Annotated in this window: 19 protein-coding genes; 6 read left to right on the top strand and 13 right to left on the bottom strand. The window is 63.5% G+C overall.

Annotation, left to right across the window (positions count from 1 at the left end):
• Positions 1-28 precede the first annotated feature (28 nt).
• Complete coding sequence (gene grpE / locus NKI70_RS13520; RefSeq protein WP_352588352.1) at positions 29-664, bottom strand: nucleotide exchange factor GrpE; 636 nt, start codon at positions 662-664, stop codon at positions 29-31.
• A 236-nt stretch (positions 665-900) separates the two neighbouring features.
• On the opposite strand from grpE, the gene NKI70_RS13515 reads away from it, so the two are divergent.
• Positions 901-1,104, top strand: a complete 204-nt coding sequence (locus NKI70_RS13515; RefSeq protein ID WP_023675249.1) for a hypothetical protein — start codon at positions 901-903, stop codon at positions 1,102-1,104.
• 126 nt (positions 1,105-1,230) lie between these two features.
• Positions 1,231-2,253: a fatty acid desaturase gene (locus NKI70_RS13510; RefSeq protein ID WP_352469420.1), complete on the top strand. Its 1,023-nt coding sequence runs from the start codon at positions 1,231-1,233 to the stop codon at positions 2,251-2,253.
• A 147-nt stretch (positions 2,254-2,400) separates the two neighbouring features.
• On the opposite strand, the gene NKI70_RS13505 is transcribed toward NKI70_RS13510, so the two are convergent.
• The 6 genes from NKI70_RS13505 to cysG form a co-directional block, all read right to left on the bottom strand.
• Entirely contained in the window at positions 2,401-3,021 is a 621-nt protein-coding gene (locus NKI70_RS13505; RefSeq protein WP_352577448.1) for a DJ-1/PfpI family protein, read from the bottom strand.
• A gap of 137 nt (positions 3,022-3,158) precedes the next feature.
• Positions 3,159-3,695 (bottom strand): DUF934 domain-containing protein, encoded by a 537-nt coding sequence (locus tag NKI70_RS13500; protein WP_352453969.1) that lies wholly within the window; start codon positions 3,693-3,695, stop codon positions 3,159-3,161.
• A gap of 208 nt (positions 3,696-3,903) precedes the next feature.
• Positions 3,904-4,668, bottom strand: coding sequence for a phosphoadenylyl-sulfate reductase (locus NKI70_RS13495; protein WP_352724666.1), 765 nt, complete (start codon positions 4,666-4,668; stop codon positions 3,904-3,906).
• Positions 4,643-6,313, bottom strand: coding sequence for a nitrite/sulfite reductase (locus tag NKI70_RS13490; protein WP_352724665.1), 1,671 nt, complete (start codon positions 6,311-6,313; stop codon positions 4,643-4,645). The genes NKI70_RS13495 and NKI70_RS13490 overlap by 26 nt, the downstream gene beginning before the upstream one ends.
• A gap of 73 nt (positions 6,314-6,386) precedes the next feature.
• Positions 6,387-6,692 (bottom strand): DUF2849 domain-containing protein, encoded by a 306-nt coding sequence (locus tag NKI70_RS13485; RefSeq protein WP_352453967.1) that lies wholly within the window; start codon positions 6,690-6,692, stop codon positions 6,387-6,389.
• Entirely contained in the window at positions 6,689-8,140 is a 1,452-nt protein-coding gene (cysG, locus tag NKI70_RS13480; RefSeq protein WP_352724664.1) for a siroheme synthase CysG, read from the bottom strand. Before cysG ends, NKI70_RS13485 begins: the two co-directional genes overlap by 4 nt.
• A 440-nt stretch (positions 8,141-8,580) precedes the next feature.
• Here cysG and NKI70_RS13475 point away from each other — a divergent pair, with 440 nt between their 5' ends.
• On the top strand, positions 8,581-9,030 hold the full coding sequence (locus tag NKI70_RS13475; RefSeq protein WP_023675241.1) for a baeRF12 domain-containing protein: 450 nt from the start codon (positions 8,581-8,583) through the stop codon (positions 9,028-9,030).
• 91 nt (positions 9,031-9,121) lie between these two features.
• Here NKI70_RS13475 and NKI70_RS13470 read toward each other — a convergent pair whose 3' ends face one another.
• The 5 genes from NKI70_RS13470 to NKI70_RS13450 form a co-directional block, all read right to left on the bottom strand.
• Positions 9,122-9,874, bottom strand: a complete 753-nt coding sequence (locus NKI70_RS13470) for an SDR family NAD(P)-dependent oxidoreductase (RefSeq protein ID WP_352724663.1) — start codon at positions 9,872-9,874, stop codon at positions 9,122-9,124.
• Positions 9,875-9,935: 61 nt separating this feature from the next.
• Positions 9,936-12,188 carry a transglycosylase domain-containing protein gene (locus NKI70_RS13465; RefSeq protein ID WP_023675239.1) on the bottom strand — a complete coding sequence of 751 codons (2,253 nt, stop codon included), beginning with the start codon at positions 12,186-12,188 and terminating at the stop codon, positions 9,936-9,938.
• Between the two features lie 291 nt (positions 12,189-12,479).
• The gene (locus tag NKI70_RS13460) at positions 12,480-12,731 is read right to left on the bottom strand and encodes a hypothetical protein (protein WP_352698483.1); all 252 of its coding nucleotides are present in this window, start codon (positions 12,729-12,731) and stop codon (positions 12,480-12,482) included.
• Positions 12,732-12,774: 43 nt separating this feature from the next.
• Positions 12,775-13,395: a ribonuclease D gene (locus tag NKI70_RS13455; protein WP_023675237.1), complete on the bottom strand. Its 621-nt coding sequence runs from the start codon at positions 13,393-13,395 to the stop codon at positions 12,775-12,777.
• A gap of 103 nt (positions 13,396-13,498) precedes the next feature.
• The gene (locus NKI70_RS13450; RefSeq protein ID WP_352698481.1) at positions 13,499-14,884 is read right to left on the bottom strand and encodes a M20/M25/M40 family metallo-hydrolase; all 1,386 of its coding nucleotides are present in this window, start codon (positions 14,882-14,884) and stop codon (positions 13,499-13,501) included.
• 449 nt (positions 14,885-15,333) lie between these two features.
• On the opposite strand from NKI70_RS13450, the gene polA reads away from it, so the two are divergent.
• The 3 genes from polA to NKI70_RS13435 all read left to right on the top strand — a co-directional run bounded on the left by polA (position 15,334) and on the right by NKI70_RS13435 (position 19,468).
• Positions 15,334-18,282: a DNA polymerase I gene (gene polA, locus NKI70_RS13445; RefSeq protein ID WP_352588498.1), complete on the top strand. Its 2,949-nt coding sequence runs from the start codon at positions 15,334-15,336 to the stop codon at positions 18,280-18,282.
• Positions 18,283-18,642: 360 nt separating this feature from the next.
• Positions 18,643-18,921: a type II toxin-antitoxin system RelE/ParE family toxin gene (locus tag NKI70_RS13440; RefSeq protein ID WP_352577441.1), complete on the top strand. Its 279-nt coding sequence runs from the start codon at positions 18,643-18,645 to the stop codon at positions 18,919-18,921.
• Between the two features lie 94 nt (positions 18,922-19,015).
• Positions 19,016-19,468 carry a hypothetical protein gene (locus NKI70_RS13435; RefSeq protein ID WP_352568251.1) on the top strand — a complete coding sequence of 151 codons (453 nt, stop codon included), beginning with the start codon at positions 19,016-19,018 and terminating at the stop codon, positions 19,466-19,468.
• A gap of 141 nt (positions 19,469-19,609) precedes the next feature.
• Here NKI70_RS13435 and NKI70_RS13430 read toward each other — a convergent pair whose 3' ends face one another.
• A complete protein-coding gene (locus NKI70_RS13430) occupies positions 19,610-20,014 on the bottom strand; it encodes a Fur family transcriptional regulator (protein ID WP_023675234.1) in 405 nt (134 codons plus the stop codon).

The raw sequence follows: 20,014 nt of genomic DNA, 5'->3' as shown, positions 1-20,014 counted from the left end.
TCACCATTCACTACTAACCATTCACCATTCACGCATCTTTCTCAGCCTGCTCGTTGACCGGCCCCGGCTCCACTGGCGCTTCGCTTGCGACATGCTTGGGGCCGCCCTTGGCGACGCCGACCATGGCCGGCCGCAGAACACGCTCGCCGATCGAATAGCCGGGCTGCACGACTTGCACGACCGTGTTGGCCGGTACGTCGGGATTGGGCACCTCGAACATCGCCTGGTGGAAATTCGGATCGAATTTCTCGCCCTCGGGCTCAAGCTTCTTCACGCCGTGGCGTTCCAGCGCCGACAGCATGGCGCGCTCGGTGATCTCGACGCCGTCGATCAGCGCCTTGAAGCCGGCATCGCCCGACGCCTTGGCCTCCTCCGGGATGGCATCCAGCGCACGGCGCAGATTGTCTGACACCGAAAGCATGTCGCGGGCAAAATTGGCAACCGCATAGGCGCGCGCATCATGGACGTCGCGGGCGGTGCGGCGACGCAAGTTCTCCATGTCGGCCGCGACGCGCAGTGCGCGATCCTTCAGCTCTTCGTTTTCCTTCAGAAGCCGGACAAGCGCTTCATAGTCGCCGTCGACGCCACCTTCCCTTGGCTCCGCGCCAGCCTCGGTCTTCTCGGCTTCATCGGGCGCGCGTTCGTCTTTTGCCTGGTCGCTCATCGCCGTTTCCCGTCATTTTCGAATGGTGTGGATTTGCGCCCGATATCGAGGTTTAGCGGCCAAAAATCAAGGGGCAAGCGCTACTGCAGCCGCTGCCGCGGCTTGATGGCGGACGGCGCATACCTTTCGATTTTAATTCAAACTTTACCGTACCCGACGGCTTTGCTTGCCAGCATACTACAATGCGGGAACCATTCCTCCCTTGGAAGAGTTTCGAAGCCGACACAGGATTTTGGATGATGCCCCGCAGGAATGGCGAAAAACGCGACGGGCTCGCCGCCGATATCCGGCGCCAGCTCGGCACCGAGGCGACCAAGCGCTTTCTGCGCACCTTGCCGGCCTTCCGCACGGAGTCCGATATTCCCGACCGTCTGAAGGAATTGCTCGACCGCCTGGACGGCGTCGAAGCCAAGGTGGTCGCAGGCGGGCGCCGTCGGTAGACACCGTCGCAAGCAACGCGACCTGCGATTGCGGCCGCAATTCCTCGCCATCGCGCGACATTTACCCGCAGTAACTTTGCGTGATCTCCGCCTTGCGGCAGCGCGCCGCTCCGCCTATGTTTCATGATGAACATGATTTCCCCCGAAGCTGTGGCAAACAGCAAGCGCGCCTGGTTGAAGATCCTGTCGCGCTATAAAAAGCCCGACAGGCGTCGCAGCGCCGTCGAACTCGCCATCACCCTCATCCCCTTCGCCACGCTGTGGGCACTGTCCTCAGCCGCTTATGCCTATGGCCATTGGTGGGGTCTGGTCCTCATCCTTCCGGCAGCCGGCTTTCTGGTGCGTATCTTCATGATCCAGCACGATTGCGGCCACGGCTCCTTCTTTGCCAACCGCTATGCCGACGACTGGATCGGCCGCGTGCTTGGCGTGCTGACGCTGACGCCCTACGATTGCTGGCGCCGCGCCCACGCAACCCATCACGCCAGCGCAGGCAACCTCGACGAGCGCGGCACCGGCGACATCAAGACACTGACCGTCGCTGAATATCGGCAACTGTCATGGCGGGGTCGGCTCGCCTATCGCCTTTATCGCCATCCGCTGGTGATGTTTGGCCTTGGCCCGATATGGATCTTCATTTTCGAGCAGAGACTGCCCTTGGGCATGATGCGGGGCGGTTTCACCCCCTGGGTGTCGTCGATGTCGACCAACCTCGCCATCGCGGTCATCGCCGCGCTGCTCATCTGGTTCGTTGGCCCCGGCGCGTTTCTGGTCGTGCATTTGCCGATCGTCATCCTCGCCGGATCGGCCGGCATCTGGCTGTTCTATGTCCAGCATCAGTTCGAAGAGACGGAGTGGACAAAGGACTCCGAGTGGGAATTCCAGCACGCTGCCCTGCACGGTTCGTCCTATTACGACCTGCCGCCGGTGCTGAACTGGATCACCGGCAATATCGGCGTCCACCACGTGCACCACCTCTCGGCCAAGGTGCCATGCTACCGGCTTCCGGAAGTGCTGAGGGACTATCCGGAGCTGCGTGAGATCGGCCGCGTCACACTCCTCGACAGCCTGCGCTGCGTCAAGCTGGCGCTGTGGGACGAGAGCCGCAGCAAGCTGGTATCGTTCCGCGAAGCGCGGATGGCCGTGTAGACCCATCGCCGCACCTAAAGCGCGTCGCGCTCGACCGGCCTCATGCGACGCGCTTTAGGTTCTTGTTTATGCATGCCGTTATCGCAAAACCGCTGAACACTTTTGCGCGACATGCGTTAGGGGTGCGGCGGGCTCCACATTCCGAGCTTAAGCCGCCTGGCGCTGGTCGCGCATCAGGATCTCGCCCTGGCGGATCTCGGTGCCCAGCACTGTCAGGCATTCGCGCATGAACGCGGCAAGGCCCGGCCAGCCCTTGGCCGACACCAGATTGCCGTCGACATGGGCGCCGGTCGGCGCAACATCGATATAGATGCCGCCGGCCAGCGTGACTTCCGGCTCGCAATATTGCAGCGCCGCGACTTCGCGGCCGCGCACCACGCCGTCGACCGCGATCAGGATCTGCACGCCGTGGCAGATGGTGAAGATCGGTTTTCCCGTCTCATGGAAATGCCGCACCAGCGCCTGCACGCGCTTGTCGATGCGGATATATTCCGGCCCGCGCCCGCCCGCCGCGTAGACGGCATCGTAGTCGGCCGGATTGACCTCGGAAAACGTCTTGTTGAGGATGTAGTCGTGGCCGAGCTTTTCCGTATAGGTCTGGTGGCCCTCGAAGTCGTGCAGCGAGGTCTTCAGGATATCGCCGGCCTTCTTGTCGGGGCAAACGACATGGACGGTGTGGCCCACCGCATGCATGGCCTGTTCAAAGACGAAAATCTCGTACTCCTCGCTGAACTCGCCAACGAGCATCAATATCTTCTTGCCAGCCATACTCGGTTCCTCCCTTGTGGCCACATTTATTCGGATCGCGAAATAATGGGCCTATCCTAAGGCGGAGAGGCGCAAAATAAAAGGCTGAATCGGGAATGTGGTCCGACCAGATAGGGCTTCTGGTCCCCTGGAGCAGATCAGCCGGCGCGCACCCGCCGCCACGAATATTTCGGGCCTTTGGCCTCCGGCTTCACCGCCGGCTGGTAGGACAGCGGCAGTCCGCCGGTACGACCTTGCTCGAGCCGCTTCAGCAGCACCGGGTGCGAGATCTCGAATTCGTCGAAGCCGAGGCGCAGCATATGCGGCAGCTGATCAATCAGCACCTGCCCGGTGGCGCGCATAGCGCCTGCAAAATGATAACGGCTGCGCAGCAATTCGCCCTTGGAGAACGAGCGGCCGTCATTGAACGCCGGAAACGCCAGCGCCACCAGCGACAGCTGATCGAGCAGGCCTGCGATCTTTTCGAGCTGATCGCCGGGCTGCAGCAGCACACCGATGCGCTCCTTCGCCGACCGCCGCACCTCCGGATCGAGGCCGAGAAACGCCTGCAACGGCAGGATGAAACGGCCATTGCCGACCAGCGCCTCGGCGCTTTCGGCATGAACCCACTCGTCCTCGCGGAACCCATCCGGTGTCCATAGCCGCATGGCGTTTTCGGCTATCAAGTCGCTCATCAAGAAAATTCCCAAGTCCACAATATTCTCAAATTCAAAACACCCCAGGGTGTGTCGAGATTCAGTCAGGCCGAGCCGAAGCCGACGGCGGGCGCGAAGCGACCAAACTGGGTGGCTTCCGACAACCGGAGCGGAGCGTACTTTGGGTACGTGAGCGCCGGAAGCGCAGGAAGCCGCCGTTTGCAGGCCGGCTGAATATCAACATACCCTAAAGCGAGGCGTCGGTCAGCGACCTTTCCAGCCCCGACAAGTGGATGCCGCATTCGGTCTTGGCGTGCCCGGCCCAGCGGCCGCTGCGCGCGTCGTCGCCCGGTTGCACCGGCTGCGTGCATGGGAAACAGCCGATCGACAGATAGCCATAGGCGACCAGCGGGTTTTCACGCAGCGCATGTGCGCGCATGTAGCCGGCCTGGTCCGATGTCGTCCAGTGCGCCAGCGGATTGATGCGGATGCGCGAGCCGACCGCCTCGAACACCGGGAGCGCTGCCCGGGTCGCCGCCTGGAAGCGCTTGCGGCCGGTGAACCAGGCGCGGAACGGCTCGACGCCGCGCGCCAGCGGCTCGACCTTGCGGACGTCGCAGCAGGCGTCGGTGTCGGTCTCGTTCAGATTGCCGGTCGGGTCGATCCTTGCCAGCGCCGCATCGTCGGGCCTGATCACCCGGATATCGCTCAGCCCGAAATCGGCGGCCAGCGCGTCACGATAGCCGAGCGTCTCCTCGAAATGCTTGCCGGTGTCGAGAAAGATCACCGGCAGCGTCCGGTCGATCTCGGCGATCATGTGCAGCAGCACCGCCGAATCCGCGCCGAAGGACGAGACGGCGGCGATTTCGCCGTGAAAGAACTCCCGGGTCGACCGCTCGATGATCTCCAGCGGCTTCAGATGGCCGTAGAGCGCGTCGAGACCCGCCGCTTGGGCGGCGAGGCCGGCCTCGACGTCGACGATCCGGTCAAGCGGCCTTGGCTTCGCCAGCATAGAGCGCCTCCTTGAACGGCGCGGGACCGACACGGCGGTAGGCGTCGATGAATCTTTCGTTTCTGTCCAGCCGAAGCCCGAGATAGGTCTCGACGATCTGCTCGATGGCGTCGGTGATCTCTTCCGAGCTGAAGCCGCGGCCGATGATCTCGCCGACCGAGGTGTTCTCGTCGGCCGAGCCGCCGAGCGTCACCTGGTAGAGCTCGGCGCCTTTCTTCTCGACCCCGAGGATGCCGATATGGCCGACATGGTGATGGCCGCAGGCATTGATGCAGCCGGAAATCTTCAGCTTCAATTCGCCGATGTCGCGCTGGCGCTCCAGCGAAGCAAAGCGCCGCGAGATTTCCTGCGCCACGGGAATGGAACGCGCCGTTGCCAGCGCGCAATAGTCGAGGCCGGGGCAGGAGATGATGTCGCTGATCAGGTTGGAATTGGCCGTCGCCAGCCCGATATCGACAAGCGCGTCATAGACCGCCTTGAGGTCGGCACGCGCCACATGCGGCAGGATCAGGTTCTGCTCGTGGCTGACGCGCAACTCGTCGAATGAATATTTTTCGGCAATGTCGGCGACCGCTTCCATCTGGCTGTCGGAGGCATCGCCGGGCGTCTCGCCGATGCCCTTGAGCGAGATGGTCACCGCCGCGTAGTCGGGATGGCGATGGGTGACCACATTCTGGTCCAGCCATTCGGAAAAGCTCTTGGAGTCGAGGCGGGCAAGCTTGACCGCCTCATCGCCTTCCGGCCGGTCGACAAGCGCCGGCGGCGCGAAGTAGGCGTCGATGGCGCGGATGTCTTCTTCCGGCAGCCTCAGCTCGGCGTCCTTCAACTCCTGCCATTCGGCCTCGACCTGGCGGGTGATCTCCTCGACGCCGGTCTCATGGACCAGGATCTTGATGCGCGCCTTGAACTTGTTGTCGCGACGGCCGTAGAGGTTGTAAACGCGCAGGATCGCCGTGCAGTAGGACAACAGATCCGCTTCGGGCAGGAAGTCGCGGATCTTCTTGGCGACCATTGGCGTGCGGCCCTGGCCGCCGCCGACATAGACGGCGAAACCAAGCTCGCCGGCGGCGTTCTTCTTCAGGTGCAGGCCGATGTCGTGCGTCTGGATGGCGGCGCGGTCGCGCTCGGCGCCGGTCACCGCGATCTTGAATTTTCGCGGCAGGAACAAGAACTCCGGATGCACCGAGGACCATTGCCGCAGGATTTCGGCATAGGGGCGCGGATCGGCAACCTCGTCGGCGGCTGCGCCGGCGAAGTGGTCGGCAGTGACGTTGCGAATGCAGTTGCCGCTGGTCTGGATCGCGTGCATCTCGACGCTTGCCAGATCCGCCAGGATCGCCGGGATGTCCGACAGCGCCGGCCAGTTGAACTGGATGTTCTGGCGCGTCGTGAAATGCCCATAACCTTTGTCGTATTTGCGGGCAATGTGGCCGAGCATGCGCAGCTGCTTGCTGTTTAGCGTGCCGTAGGGCACCGCGATGCGCAGCATATAGGCATGCAGCTGCAGATAGACGCCGTTCATCAGCCGAAGCGGCCGGAACTGGTCCTCGGTGATCTCGCCGGCAAGGCGCCGCGCGACCTGGTCGCTGAACTCGGCGACGCGGGCCTTGACGAAATCGTGGTCGAACTCATCGTAACGGTACATATTCAGGTCTTTCCGGGCGCGTCCGCCCGTTATTTTCTTCGTTCGAGCATGATCGGGATCATGCTTGGGTCATCTATGCCGCGCGTGCGGCTTGCGGACGGGCCTGCTTGCCCAGGTCGTTGCGGGTGGTCGGGCCGGCGGCACGGATCTTTTCACGCAGCCGGACCGCTTCGACCGTGCCGTTGGCCACGGTCACGTCTATCAGGTTGACGTCGACCACTTCGTTGTTGGCGGAGGCCTTGGCGCCGATCGCCTCCAGCCGGTCCTCGGCCGCTTTGTCATGGGCGATGTCGGCATGGTCGATGGTCTCGGCCCAGCCGCCATTGGCGTACCAGACGGCTATGCCGTCGGCGAGGCGGTTCGCGGTCAGGACTTTCATTGGTTCACTCCTTGCGCGGCAGCACGGGCCACGCTTTCCTGCCTGTGTGCCGCCAGCGGCTCGGACCGTTCGAAATTGGCGCCGGCGACCGCGTCGCCGATGATGGTCATCACCGGGCCGCTGAGGTCGGCGCGCGCCTCCAGCGACGGCAGGTCGGCGAGCGTGCCGTGGAAACGACGGCGGCTGGCAAGGCTGGCATTCTCGACCACGGCGACGGCCGTATCCGGCGACAAGCCGGCTTCGATCAGCCGGCCGGCGACCTCTGCAGCGACCGAGCGGCCCATATAGACGGCGACCGTCGCGCCGGAAATAGCGAGCTTTGCCCAATCTGGCAGCGAATTTCCCTTGAGGTCATGGCCGGTGGTGAACACCATCGACGACGACACGCCGCGCAGCGTCAGCGGCAGTTCGAAATCGGCGGCGGCGGCGAAGGCCGCGGTGACGCCCGGAACCACTTCGTAGGCGACGCCGGCATCGCGAAGTGCCGCCATCTCCTCGCCGGCCCGGCCGAACACCAGCGGGTCGCCGGACTTCAGCCGCACGACACGCTTGCCGGCGTGGCCAAGCTCGACCAGCAGCGCATTGATCTCGGCCTGGCTCTTGGAATGGCAGCCCTTGCGCTTGCCGACCGGCAGGCGCTCGGCATCGCGGCGGCCCATGGCGACGATCGCCTCCGGCACCAGCGCGTCATGGACGATCACGTCGGCTTCCATCAGCAGGCGATGGGCGCGCAGCGTCAAAAGGTCCTCGGCGCCTGGACCGGCGCCTACAAGCGCGATATGGCCCGATGCCGGCTCTTTCGAAAGCAGCAGGCCGACGGCCGCATCATGCGCCTGCGAAAGCTCGCCGGCCTCGACAGCGCGGGCCGGCGCGCCGCCAAAGAAATCGCTCCAGAAGCGGCGGCGGGCATTGCCTTTCGGCAACAGTTTTTCGGCGGCGTCGCGAAACGACGCGGCAAGGGCTGCGAGCGGACCGAGCGAGGGCGCCAGCATGCGGTCGATGCGGCTGCGCAGCATCTGCGCCAGCACCGGGCCGGCACCTTCCGTGCCGATGGCAATGGCGACCGGCGCGCGGTTGACCAGTGCCGGCGTGAAGAAATCGCATAGCTCCGGCCGGTCGACGGCATTGACCGGAATGCCCAGCCGGCGCGCATCCCCGGCAACGCGGCGATCGAGCGCCTCGTCGCCGCTGGCGGCAAACACCATCACCGCACCATTGAGATGTGCTGCATCATAGGCCTCGGCGATGTGGGCGGCCCCCGTCTCGGCGATAAAGGCCAGCAGCTCCGGGCTTGTTTCATCGCTGACGATGCGCAGCGCAGCGCTCGACTGCGCGAGCAGCCGCGCCTTGGCCAGCGCTTCCTCTGCGCCGCCGACGATGGCTATGGCTTCGCCCTCGACCCGCATGAAGACGGGAAAGGCATTGAGCTTGGGCGTGGCTTGCGGCATGACGAGCGGAATCCTGGAACCGTTTGTCAGTTCTACGCGGGGGCGCGAAAAACCAGAAGGCACCCACTCGCGCATCGCTTCGTAGCAGGCAATCTCTTTTCTGCAAGCATGAAGGCCAAGAGAAAAATATTCCACATTCAAATGCGGAGCAGATTGAAGCTGCTGTTGCAGCCCTTGATCCGCTGCCTTTCTAGCGGCCGGAGGAGCTAACCACAAAACAGATTTTTCTAAATTCTATCAATTTAGTAGATTAAGCCGCCGGATGCCGACCGAGCCATCAAAGGCAGCCCGGCGCTCTCGCCGGCCCTTGTCGGAATACCGGGTCCGAGTGCCGGAACATTCCCGCCTCGGCACGCGTTTGCTCTATGGACCCAGGCCCGGTCACACCCCTGCGGCAAAGGCCCGGCGATGGGCTCGAAAAATCAAAAAAGGAGCGCCCCATGAGCAACGTCAGACTGAAACGCGGACTGTGGATCGTGGTGGCAGATGGCGAAAAGGCGCTGTTTCTCGAGAACCGTGGAGACGTCCAATATCCCGACCTTCAGGTCGTGCACGAGATGGAGCAGGAAAATCCGGCAACCCGAGAACAGGGCACCGACCGCCCCGGCCGCTACAGCGACGGCCCTTCCGTCCACCGCAGTGCGGTCGAGGACACCGACTGGCACCGTCTCGGCAAGGAGCGTTTTGCCGAAGAGATTGCCGACAGGCTCTACAAGCTCGCGCATCGCGGCAGCTTCAAGGAGATCGTGCTGATCGCGCCGCCGCCGGTGCTGGGCGACATGCGCAGGAAACTGCACAAGGAGGTCACCGACAAGATAACGGCCGAAATTCCAAAGACGCTGACCAACCACAGCATACCCGATATCGAGAACCTGCTGCAGGCGACCTGATCGGGCATCGGCGGCGTCAACCGCCGCCAGACTTGAACACGCCGCCCGCGATGCTGACAAATCCTGCCGGCTCGCTCGCCTGGAAAGCCTTCTACACGTGCTGGCCGCCATTGATGTGTATTTCCGAGCCGGTCACGTAGGACGCCTGCTGCGAGCACAGGAAGAAGATGATGTCGGCGACTTCCGCCGTGGTGCCCAGCCTTCTCAGCGGAATGGTCTCGACGATTTTTTCGGTGCCCGGCGACAGGATCGCGGTGTCGATCTCGCCCGGCGCAATCGCATTGACGCGAATGCCGTGGGGGCCGAAATCATGCGCCATCTCGCGGGTCAGCGAGCCGAGTGCCGCCTTCGACGTCGCATAGGCGGTACCGGCGAAAGGATGCACGCGGGTGCCGGCGATCGAGGTGACGTTGACGATCGAGCCCTTGGCCGACGCCAGCTCCTTGAACAGGCCCCGCGCCAGCATGATCGGGGCGAAGAAATTGACCTGGAAGACGTCGCGCCAGACATGCATCGGCGTGTCGATCGAGTTCATGCGGCTGTTGCCGTCCTTGAGCTTGGGCGAGATGCCGGCATTGTTGACCAGCGCATGCAGCTGGCCGCCATGCGCCTCGAGCCGGTGGCGGATTTCCGAGATGGCGATGCCGACATCCTCCTGGTGGGCGAGATCGACCTTGATGTGGTCTTCCGGTCCGGCCGGCCACGGGCAGTCCTCGGCAAAGGCCTGGCGCGAGCAAGTGATGACGCGCCAGCCTTCGCGTGAAAAGCGCTTGACCGTAGCGTGGCCGATGCCACGGCTGGCGCCGGTCAGCACAATGGTCTTTCTGGTGTCGGTCTCTGCCATTCGCGGTCTCCAAACGGGAGATGTAGCGGAACGCGGCAGCGGTGGCGAGGGGGCCTGTTGTTCAGCCGCCTGTCAGGATGTCCAGGATCGACGTCTGCCGCTTCTTGACCGGGCCGCCGACATTGCCGGGCGGCACCGGGTGCTTGATCGATCCGGTGGTGCCGTCGACGCCCGGCATGGCCAGGCCGCCGGCATCGACCGTCTCGGCAGGACGCACGGGACGCGAAGCCGACTGGGTAGCTGCCGCAGGCGGCGCCGATTGGCCAACGGAAGCGACCGGCGCCGGCGGCGCCGTGTCGGACGGTATGTCGTCCGGGACGATGGTGTCGGGCGGCGTCGACTTCCAGGTTCCGGGCAGCGGCCGCACCGGCACGCCCTCATGCGCGGCGACCATGAACTCGTGCCAGGCCTGCGCCGGCAGTGCGCCGCCGGTGACCTTCTTCATCGCGCTGCCGTCATCGTTGCCGAACCAGACGCCGGTGGTCAGATTGGCGGTATAGCCGATGAACCAGGCGTCGCGCGAGTTCTGGCTGGTGCCGGTCTTGCCGGCCGCCGGCCAGGCGAACGCCGCCTTCCTGGCCGTGCCGATCTCGACCGTGCCGGTCATCATCGAGTTCATCATACCGACGACATCGGGCTTGACGACGCGCGGCGCACCGCCGCCATTGTTTTCGTAGAGCACCTTGCCGTCGCTCGTCGTGACCCGGCGGATGAAATGAATGTCGGGCTTATAACCGCCATTGGCGAAGGGAACATAGGCCGAGGTCAGTTCCAGCGGCGTCACTTCCGAGGTGCCCAGCGCGATCGAGGTGTTGGCCGTCAGCTCGGACTGAATGCCCATGCGGTGCGCCGCCTCGACCACCGCGTTCGGCCCGACTTCCATGGTCAGCTGCGCGGCAACCGAGTTCAGCGATTTTGCCAGCGCCGTCGCCAGCGTCACCTTGCCGAAATATTTGCCGCCGTAATTGTCGGGCGTCCAGTTGCCGATCTTGATTGGCGCGTCGTTGCGCACGCTGTCGGGCGTGCGGCCGGATTCCAGCGCCGCCATATAGACGAACGGCTTGAACGCCGAGCCCGGCTGCCGGCGCGCTTCCGAGGCGCGGTCGAACTGGCTGGTCGAATAGTCGTAACCGCCGACCATCGCGCGCACCGCGCCGGAATTGTCGATCGACACCAGCGCGCCCTGACTGACATTGAGTTTTTTGCCGCTCTGGTCGATCAGCCGGCGGATCGATTGCTCGGCGAGCTTCTGCAGCGTCAGATCGACGGTCGTGTCGACGACGATATCGCGGCGCACGTCGCCGATCAGGTCGGGCAGTTCTTCCATGATCGTATCGGCGACGTAGTTTTCCGAGCCGGTCCAGTAGGACGGCGCGCGTGTCGCCGGCGCGCTCATCGCCGTTGTCTGCTCCTTGGCGCTGATCTTGCCCTCGTCGCGCATCGCGGCGAGCACCAGCTGCGAGCGCTGCTCGGCCGCCTTCGGGTCGCGCGCCGGCGACAGCCGCGACGGCGCCTTGAGCAGGCCGGCGAGGAGTGCGGCCTCCGACAGCGTGACGTCGCGCGCGCTCTTGCCGAAATAGCGGCGCGAGGCCGCTTCGACGCCATAGGCGCCGGAGCCGAAATAGACCCGGTTGAGGTACATTTCGAGGATCTGGTCCTTCGTATGCTTGTGCTCCAGCCACAGCGCCAAGAGCACTTCCTGCACCTTGCGTTCCAGCGTGCGGTCCGGCGTCAGGAACAGGTTCTTGGCCAGCTGCTGGGTCAGCGTCGAGCCGCCCTGCGAAAAATGCCCGCCCAGCACATTGGTCACCATGGCCCGGGAAAGGCCGATCGGGTCGATGCCGAAATGCGAATAGAAACGGCGGTCTTCGATGGCGATGACGGCCTCGGGAATATAGGGCGACATTTCGTGCAGGCCGACGGCCTCGCCGCCGCTCATGCCGCGATTGCCAAGCAGCTGGCCGTCGACCGAGACGATCTTGATGTTGGGGGCGCGATCGGGAATGGCCCAGGTGGTGGCCGCCGGCATTTTCGCGCCGTAATAGACGACGATGCCGGCAGTGGCGATACCGCCCCAGATGGCCAGCACGAAGCACCAGTAGAACAGCCGGGCAAGCACGCCGAACACGCCGCGCCGGCTTTTGCCGCGCCCGCCGCGCGGCGGCTTGGCCTTGGACGATTTGCGCTTTGCAGCGGCTTTTCGGTTGCTCGGCACGACGCGGTCCTCCTCGCTTACCGAAAAACCGGCCGAGGATCTCGCCCCCGGCGATGCCTCGAAGCTGGGCTCGATGCGGCTGTCTTTCCGGTTCGCCATGCGCTGTGCTGTCTTCCCCATGCCTATGGCGTTGGGGTTGAAGACTAGATGCGGCGGTTTAAAGGCGGGTTAAGTCGGGAAAAATCGAAATAAACTGTATTCAGTCGCTTGCCGAACGGCTGCGGCCCGCGACAGCGCCAAAGCCGGAAATGAAAAACCCGCCTCGGCGGGCGGGTCGCTGGAGCCAATGAGCACCATAGCGAAATTAGTAGCATAGCTGCCGGCACAAAGCAAGAACAAAATATGCTTTGCCTCAGAATAATCACTTCAGTTCGGCGGTTGCGACAACCCTCAGTCGTCGGCATCCGGGTCGTCGGAGGCCGGCCGCCAGCGGATCGGCTCGATCTTCCTTTGCGTATGGCCGTCGGTATAGGCCCACCAGCCGGCGTCGCTTTCGTCCCAGTCGCCGCCGGCCGCCTTCAGCCGGTCGAGCGAACGGTATTGCGCGATGCTCTCGTTCATCACGCCGTCGCTATCCTGCCAGTAGACGGTGACCTTGGAACCGTCCTTCGGTGCCGTTTCGATTGATTTTCGGGCAGCCATTTCAGTTCCTCCCGGCCGACGGCGTTAAAGTGCCAGAGGGCCATCAGCTGTGGGCGAAGATGTCCTCTTCATCCCAGCCCATCAGGTCGAGTTTCGCACGCGTCGGCAGGAAGCGGAAGCAGGCATCGGCTTCCCTGGTCCGGTTGTCGCGCGCCAGCCGCGCGCTGAGCACGTCGCGCAGCCGGTGCAAATAGAGCACGTCGGAGGCGGCATATTCGAGCTGCTCGGGCGACAGCGTCTCGGCGGCCCAGTCCGATGATTGCTGCGCCTTCGATAGGCCGACGCCGAGAAGCTCGAAGCAGATGTCCTTGAGCCCGTGCCGGTCGGTGTAGGTGCGCGTCAGCCGCGACGCGATCTTGGTGCAGAACACCGGCTCCGGCATGACGCCGAAAGCGTTGTAGAGCACGGCGAGATCGAAGCGGCCGTAATGGAACAGCTTGGTGATGCTGCGGTTCTTCAGCAGGCTGACGAGGTTCGGCGCCTTCTTCTGGCCGGGCGCGATCTGGATGACGTCGGCCGAGCCATCGCCCGGCGAGATCTGCACGACGCAGAGCCGGTCGCGATGCGGGTTCAGCCCCAGCGTCTCGGTGTCGATGGCGACCGCCCCGACATCGTAATGCAGCAGGCCGGGCAGATCGTTTTTGTGGAAACGTATGTCGCTCATCGTCTTCTCCGGTCGCGGCCCCGTGCAGCGATGCGCGACGGACCGTGCCCGTCCTTGCCGCGATCCGGCGAAAAATCAACAAAAACTTGAGTCTGGCGCAATTTCAGCGTGTCAGCGCCTCTAGAATGCGCGCCCAGGAGCGCTGGCCCTTGTGGAAGGAACTCATCTCGTACTTCTCGTTCGGCGAGTGGATGCGGTCGTCGTCGAGACCGAAACCGACCAGCAGCGATTCCATGCCGAGATAGGTCTGGAAATCGCCGACCACCGGGATCGAGCCGCCGCTGCCGGTCACCACCGCCGGCTTCGGCCATTCGTCGGATAGCGCCTGCTTGGCCTTGGCGAGGAAGGGCGAGTCGTAGGAAAGCTGGATCGCCGGCGAGCCGCCATGCGGATGAAATTCGACCGAGCAGTCGGCCGGAACGCGCTCCCTGGCGAATGCCTGGAAGGCGGCGCGGATTTTTGCCGGATCCTGTTTGTGGACCAGGCGGAAGGAGACTTTTGCCGAGGCTTGCGCGGCGATCACCGTCTTGAAGCCCTTGCCGGTATAGCCGCCGATAATGCCGTTGAACTCGGCCGTCGGTCGCGCCCAGGTGAGCTCGAGCACCGAGCGGCCCTTTTCGCCGGACGGAATCGACAGGCCAATCGGGCCGAGGAAGGTCTCGGCCGTCTCGCCGAGCGACAGCCACGACTGCAATATCTGCGACGGCGTTTCCTCGACGCCGTCATAAAAACCTGGAATGGTGACGTGACCATCCGCATCGTGGAGGTCGGCCAGGATCTTTGCCAGGATGCGGATCGGATTGGCGGCCGCACCGCCATAGAGCCCGGAATGCAGGTCGCGGTCTGCGGCGCTCACCGTGATCTCCTCGCCGACCAGCCCGCGCAGCGAGACGCAGATCGACGGCGTATCGCGGTCCCACATGCCGGTGTCGCAGACCAGCGCGAAATCGGCCCTGAGCTCATCCGCGTTCGCCTCGAGAAACGGTTTCAGCGACGGCGATCCGGACTCCTCCTCGCCCTCGAACAGGATTGTGATTCGGCACGGCAATCCGCCATGCACCTGCTTCCACGCGCGGCAGGCCTCGACGAAGGTCATCAGCTGCCCCTTGTCGTCGGCCGCGCCGCGTCCGGTGATCACCTTGTGGCCGGGCTCGATCTCCCTGACCGCCGGCGCGAACGGGTCGCTTTCCCACAGCTCGATCGGATCGACCGGCTGGACGTCGTAATGGCCGTAAAACAGCAGATGCGGCGCGCCCGCCGGCCCATCGTGATGCGCGACCACCATCGGATGCCCCGGCGTGTCGCGCACGCTGGCGTCGAAGCCGATCAGCTTGAGCTCGGCGACCAGCCATTCGGCGGCCTTGCGGCAGTCGGCGGCATAGTCCGGATCGGTGGAGATCGACTTGATGCCGAGCAGGCCGAACAGGCGTTCCAGGCTCTGGTCGAAGTTCTTGTCTAGGCGGTCGAGAACAGGGGAAACTGCGGACATCTGGCGGGGCCTTTCGATTCTGGCGGCGAATCTAGAGCCCATACGGCGAAACGGAAAGCCCGCGACCGTTAGGCCACAAGGCAGGATCTTATCGAAAGGCAAAAAAATGCCGCCGTGGTGGAGGGGGAACCACGGCGGCCTTACTCGAAACGATGCGGCAGCCCGGAGAGGGGGGATAGGCTGCCGCAAGTGTCCGGGATAGGCGGGGGACGGGCCTTGCTCCGGACTTCGGCGAAAACTGCCGATGGCGTTTATCTGTGTCTGCGAACGTGGCGATTCAAGGGCACAAAAATTACACTTTTGTAACATAGGCGTGAGCGAACAAAGCTCCGGCCAGGCCGGCAGGGCCGGCCAAGCTCGCACGCCATTTGTCAGGGTGTTGCCGGAACCCTTGGCGGAAGCCGCCTTTGGCATGGACCGCGGCGCTGCGCCGCGCTATCCCTCGTGCCATGAAAAAAGGCGATCATCTCTTCCTTGTCGACGGCTCCGGTTACATCTTCCGTGCCTATCACGCGCTTCCGCCGCTGTCCCGCAAGTCCGACGGGCTGCCGACCAGTGCCGTGCTCGGCTTCTGCAACATGGTCTGGAAGCTGACGCAGGACGCCCGCAACACCGATGTCGGCATCGTGCCGACGCATTTCGCCGTGATTTTCGATTATTCGTCGAAGACCTTCCGCAACGACCTCTACCCCGAATACAAGGCCAACCGCTCGGCGCCGCCGGAAGATTTGATCCCGCAATTCGGCCTGATCCGCCAGGCGACCAGGGCCTTCAACCTGCCATGCCTTGAGACGGAAGGCTACGAGGCCGACGATTTGATCGCCACCTATTGCCGGCTTGCCTGCGAAGCCAGCGCCGACACCACCATCATCTCTTCCGACAAGGACTTGATGCAACTGGTCGGCCCAACGGTTGCCATGTACGACCCGATGAAGGACCGCCAGATCGGCGTTCCCGAGGTGATCGAGAAATGGGGCGTGCCGCCACAGAAAATGATCGACCTGCAGGCGCTGACCGGCGATTCGGTCGACAATGTGCCGGGCGTGCCCGGCATCGGGCCGAAGACGGCGGCGCAATTGCTCGAACAGTTCGGCGACCTCGACACGCTGCTCGCCCGCGCCGGCGAGATCAAGCAGGACAAGCGGCGCGAATCGATCATCGCCAATGCCGACAAGGCGCGCATCTCGCGTGACCTGGTGACGCTGAAGAACGACGTGCCGGTGACCGAAGGGCTCGACGAGTTCGTGTTGCACGCGCCGGACGGCCCAAGGCTGATCGGCTTTCTCAAGACCATGGAATTCTCGACGCTGACCCGCCGCGTGGCCGAAGCGACCGGAACCGACGCGGGCGACGTTCCAGCCACCCCCGTCACCATAGAGCGTGCCGATACCGCGCATGGCCCCGATATGGGTTTTGGCGCGCCCGCGGCCGCCGAGAGCGCACCGCCGTCGGACAAAGCGGCACTCGAAGCCCCGGCCGCAGCCAAGCAAGGCGACACCCCATCCCTGCTTTCGGCGCTTCGCCTGGAGGCTGCCACCGCCCGCAAGATCGACACCAGCGCCTACGCCTGCATCCGCGACGCCGCGACGCTGAAGGTCTGGATCGCCGAGGCGATGGAGAGAGGCATCGTCGCCTTCGACGTTAAGACCTCCTCGCCCGATCCGATGCGGGCCGAACTGATCGGCCTTGCCATGGCCGTCGCGCCCGGCCACGCCGCCTACGTGCCGCTTGCCCACAAAAACGGCAATGGCGACCTGCTCGGCGGCGGCGCGGTCGAAAACCAGATCCCGATCCGCGACGCGCTGGCGTTGCTCAAGCCGCTGCTCGAGGACAAATCCGTCCTCAAGATCGTGCACGACATGAAATACCGCCTTGTCGTCATGAGCCGTCACGGCATCGAGATCGGCCCCTATGACGACACCATGCTGATCTCCTACGTGCTTGAGGCCGGCACTCATGGTGGCCATGGCCTGGAGGCGCTGGCCGATAAATGGCTCGGCCACGCGACCATTCCGCTGAAGGAACTGGCCGGTTCGGGAAGAAGCTTCGTCGGCCTCGATCAGGCCGACCTCGGCAAGGCGACGGCTTACGGGGCCGAGCACGCCGACGTCGCGCTCAGGCTCTGGCAGGTGCTGAAGCCACGGCTTGCCGCCAAGGGCCTGGTCTCGGTCTATGAACGGCTGGAACGGCCGCTGGTGCCGGTCCTGGCACGGATGGAGCAGCGCGGCATCTCCGTCGACCGGCAGATCCTGTCGCGGCTCTCCGGCGAACTGGCACAGGGTGCCGCACGGCTCGAGGACGAGATCTACCAGCTGGTCGGCGAACGCATCAACATCGGCTCGCCAAAACAGCTCGGCGACATCCTGTTCGGCAGGATGGGTCTGCCCGGCGGTTCAAAAACCAAGACCGGCCAGTGGTCGACCTCGGCGCAGCTTCTCGAAGACCTCGCCGCCGAAGGCCACGAATTGCCGCGTAAGATCGTCGACTGGCGCCAGCTGACCAAGCTGAAATCGACCTATACCGATGCGCTGCCCGGCTTCATCCATCCCGACACCAAGCGCGTCCACACCTCCTACGCGCTTGCCGCGACGACGACCGGACGGCTGTCGTCCTCGGATCCCAATCTGCAGAACATTCCGGTACGCACCGTCGAGGGGCGAAAGATCAGGACGGCCTTCATTGCCGACAAGGGCAACAAGCTGGTTTCCGCCGACTACAGCCAGATCGAATTGCGCGTGCTGGCCCACGTCGCCGAAATCCCGCAGCTCAAGCAGGCCTTCGCCGACGGCGCCGACATCCACGCCATCACCGCGTCCGAAATGTTCAACGTGCCGGTCGAGGGCATGCCTTCGGAAGTGCGCCGCCGTGCCAAGGCGATCAATTTCGGCATCATCTACGGCATTTCGGCCTTTGGCCTCGCCAACCAGCTGTCGATCGCGCGCGAGGAAGCCGGCGACTACATCAAGAAATATTTCGAGCGCTTCCCCGGCATCCGCGACTATATCGATGCGACCAAGGCCTATGCCCGCGAGCACGGCTTCGTCGAGACCATTTTCGGCCGCCGCATCCACTATCCGGAAATCAGATCGTCAAATCCTTCGGTCCGTGCCTTCAACGAGCGCGCCTCGATCAACGCCCGCCTGCAGGGCACCGCGGCCGACATCATCCGCCGCGCCATGATCCGTATGGACGATGCCCTGGAAAAAGCCAGGCTTTCCGCCCGCATGCTGCTGCAGGTGCATGACGAGCTGGTCTTCGAGACCATCGAAGCCGAGGTCGAGGCGACGATCCCGGTCGTGTGCCACGTCATGGAGAACGCGGCCATGCCGGCGGTGTCGATGTCGGTGCCGCTGCACGTCGACGCCCGCGCCGCCAACAACTGGGAAGAGGCGCATTAGGGCGGGGACGGATATCGACTTCCTGTTGAGGAGCCCCAATATTCTGATGTGGCCTACCTTCATCAGCCTACGCGCCCGTTGAGCCATCTTTTCTCAAGGTTCACGAAAAGCAGCGGTGTGGTATACTGCCCCCATGATCACGAAGACACTCGAGAACCTGGTAAAGCACGCGGAAGCTTGGCCTCGCGAAGACCAGGAGGAGCTTGCCGACTATGCCCGCGTCATCGAGGCGCGCCGAACCGGAGTGTATGCCACGTCGGAATCAGAGCGCAGCGCCATCACAACGGGACTCGCAGAAGCCGACCACGGCACTTTCGTAGATGAGGATACGGTTCGCGCGGCAGACACCCGCCGCAGACTATGAAGGTCCGATTTACGCGGCAGGCCTTTGCCGAACGCGAGGCGATTTTCAACTACCTCGACGAGCGGGCGCCCCAGGGCGCCCTTTCAGTTGTTTCTCGGATCCAAGCTGGGATTTCGCGACTTGCCGAATTTCCAGAAAGTGGCCACGCGACCGATATTCCTGGCGTTCGCGTTCTCTTCATAGGTCGCTACCCCTACAAGGTTTTCTATCGTGCCCGTTCCGATGCAATCGAAATCCTGCACATCCGGCATACCTCAAAGAAGCCGGTTGGCTAGGCCGTAAACTAGGTGGAAAGCGGACTTGGGATTTGTGGAAAGCACTCATGGCGTATGTCATGCTAGAACCGCAGTCATCAAGAATGGTTCATGCATGAATTGGGAACAGATAGCATCGGATTTCGCTTGGGACGGCTCATGGCGAGACATCTACGTTCTGAACACGTCTGAGGCAGATTGGCAGGGCGTCTGGAACATCCTCCTGGAATGGACCCCGCCTGCTAGTTTCAGTGTCTCCGGCAAGATCGAGTCGATGCCATTGGGCGTCGAAGCGGCCCTGGAAAGCGAAACAGGCAGCTTACTGTCTTTTTACGTCGGGCCAATTCAGCTTGCATGTCACTTCTTCACCGTTATCGAAATTGAGTTCGACTTCGATCCAAGGCAAGTCAGCGGAAAAACCGAGGTTGAGCACCTTGACCGCTTTATGCGATTGCTCGGTGACGCTACTGGGAAGCAGATAATTCTGACGCAGGAAAATGATCAACAGGCTATCATCGCACGCTACTCTCCCGATCTTGAGAGGGTAGTTTGGACTGCACTTTCATAGCCGAATGTCTGCAACGGGTCGTTTGTTGACTGGCGGCTTCCGCCTCATGGAGGCTATCGCCAAACCATAGGAACCATCGTGAGCCCACCAGCGAGGCGTGAATACTGCCCCGCCGCCTTCGAAGTGTTGCCTTCGGGCTTGCTAAGCCGCTTCAGCCAAACACTTCGCACATGTCCCACGAAACTCGATCACCGCCTTCTTGGCGGCGAAGCCGGTCGAACGCACCCATTCGTCGAGCCGGTGTCCGACATCGTGGTCGGAGAACTCGGTCACCTGGCCGCAGGTGTCGCAGATGGCAAACGCCGTCATCGAATGGCTGTGGTCGTGCGGCTCGGCACAGGCGACGAAGGAATTGAGGCTTTCGAGCCTGTGCACGAAGCCGGATTTCACCAGCGTGTCGAGCGCCCGGTAGACCTGCAGCGGCGCGCGAAAACCGCGCTCGCGCAGTTGGTCGAGCAACGTATAGGCGCTGAGCGGGCCGCTGGCGGCCTCGAGCTTCTCGAGAACGCAAAGCTGGTTCTTCGTCAGTACATCCCTTGCCGCCAT

Source organism: Mesorhizobium sp. M0500 (assembly GCF_040321165.1).
Taxonomy (GTDB): Bacteria; Pseudomonadota; Alphaproteobacteria; order Rhizobiales; family Rhizobiaceae; genus Mesorhizobium.
The sequence above is the reverse complement of the archived record's forward strand: the minus strand, read 5'-3'. Positions and strand labels throughout refer to the sequence as shown.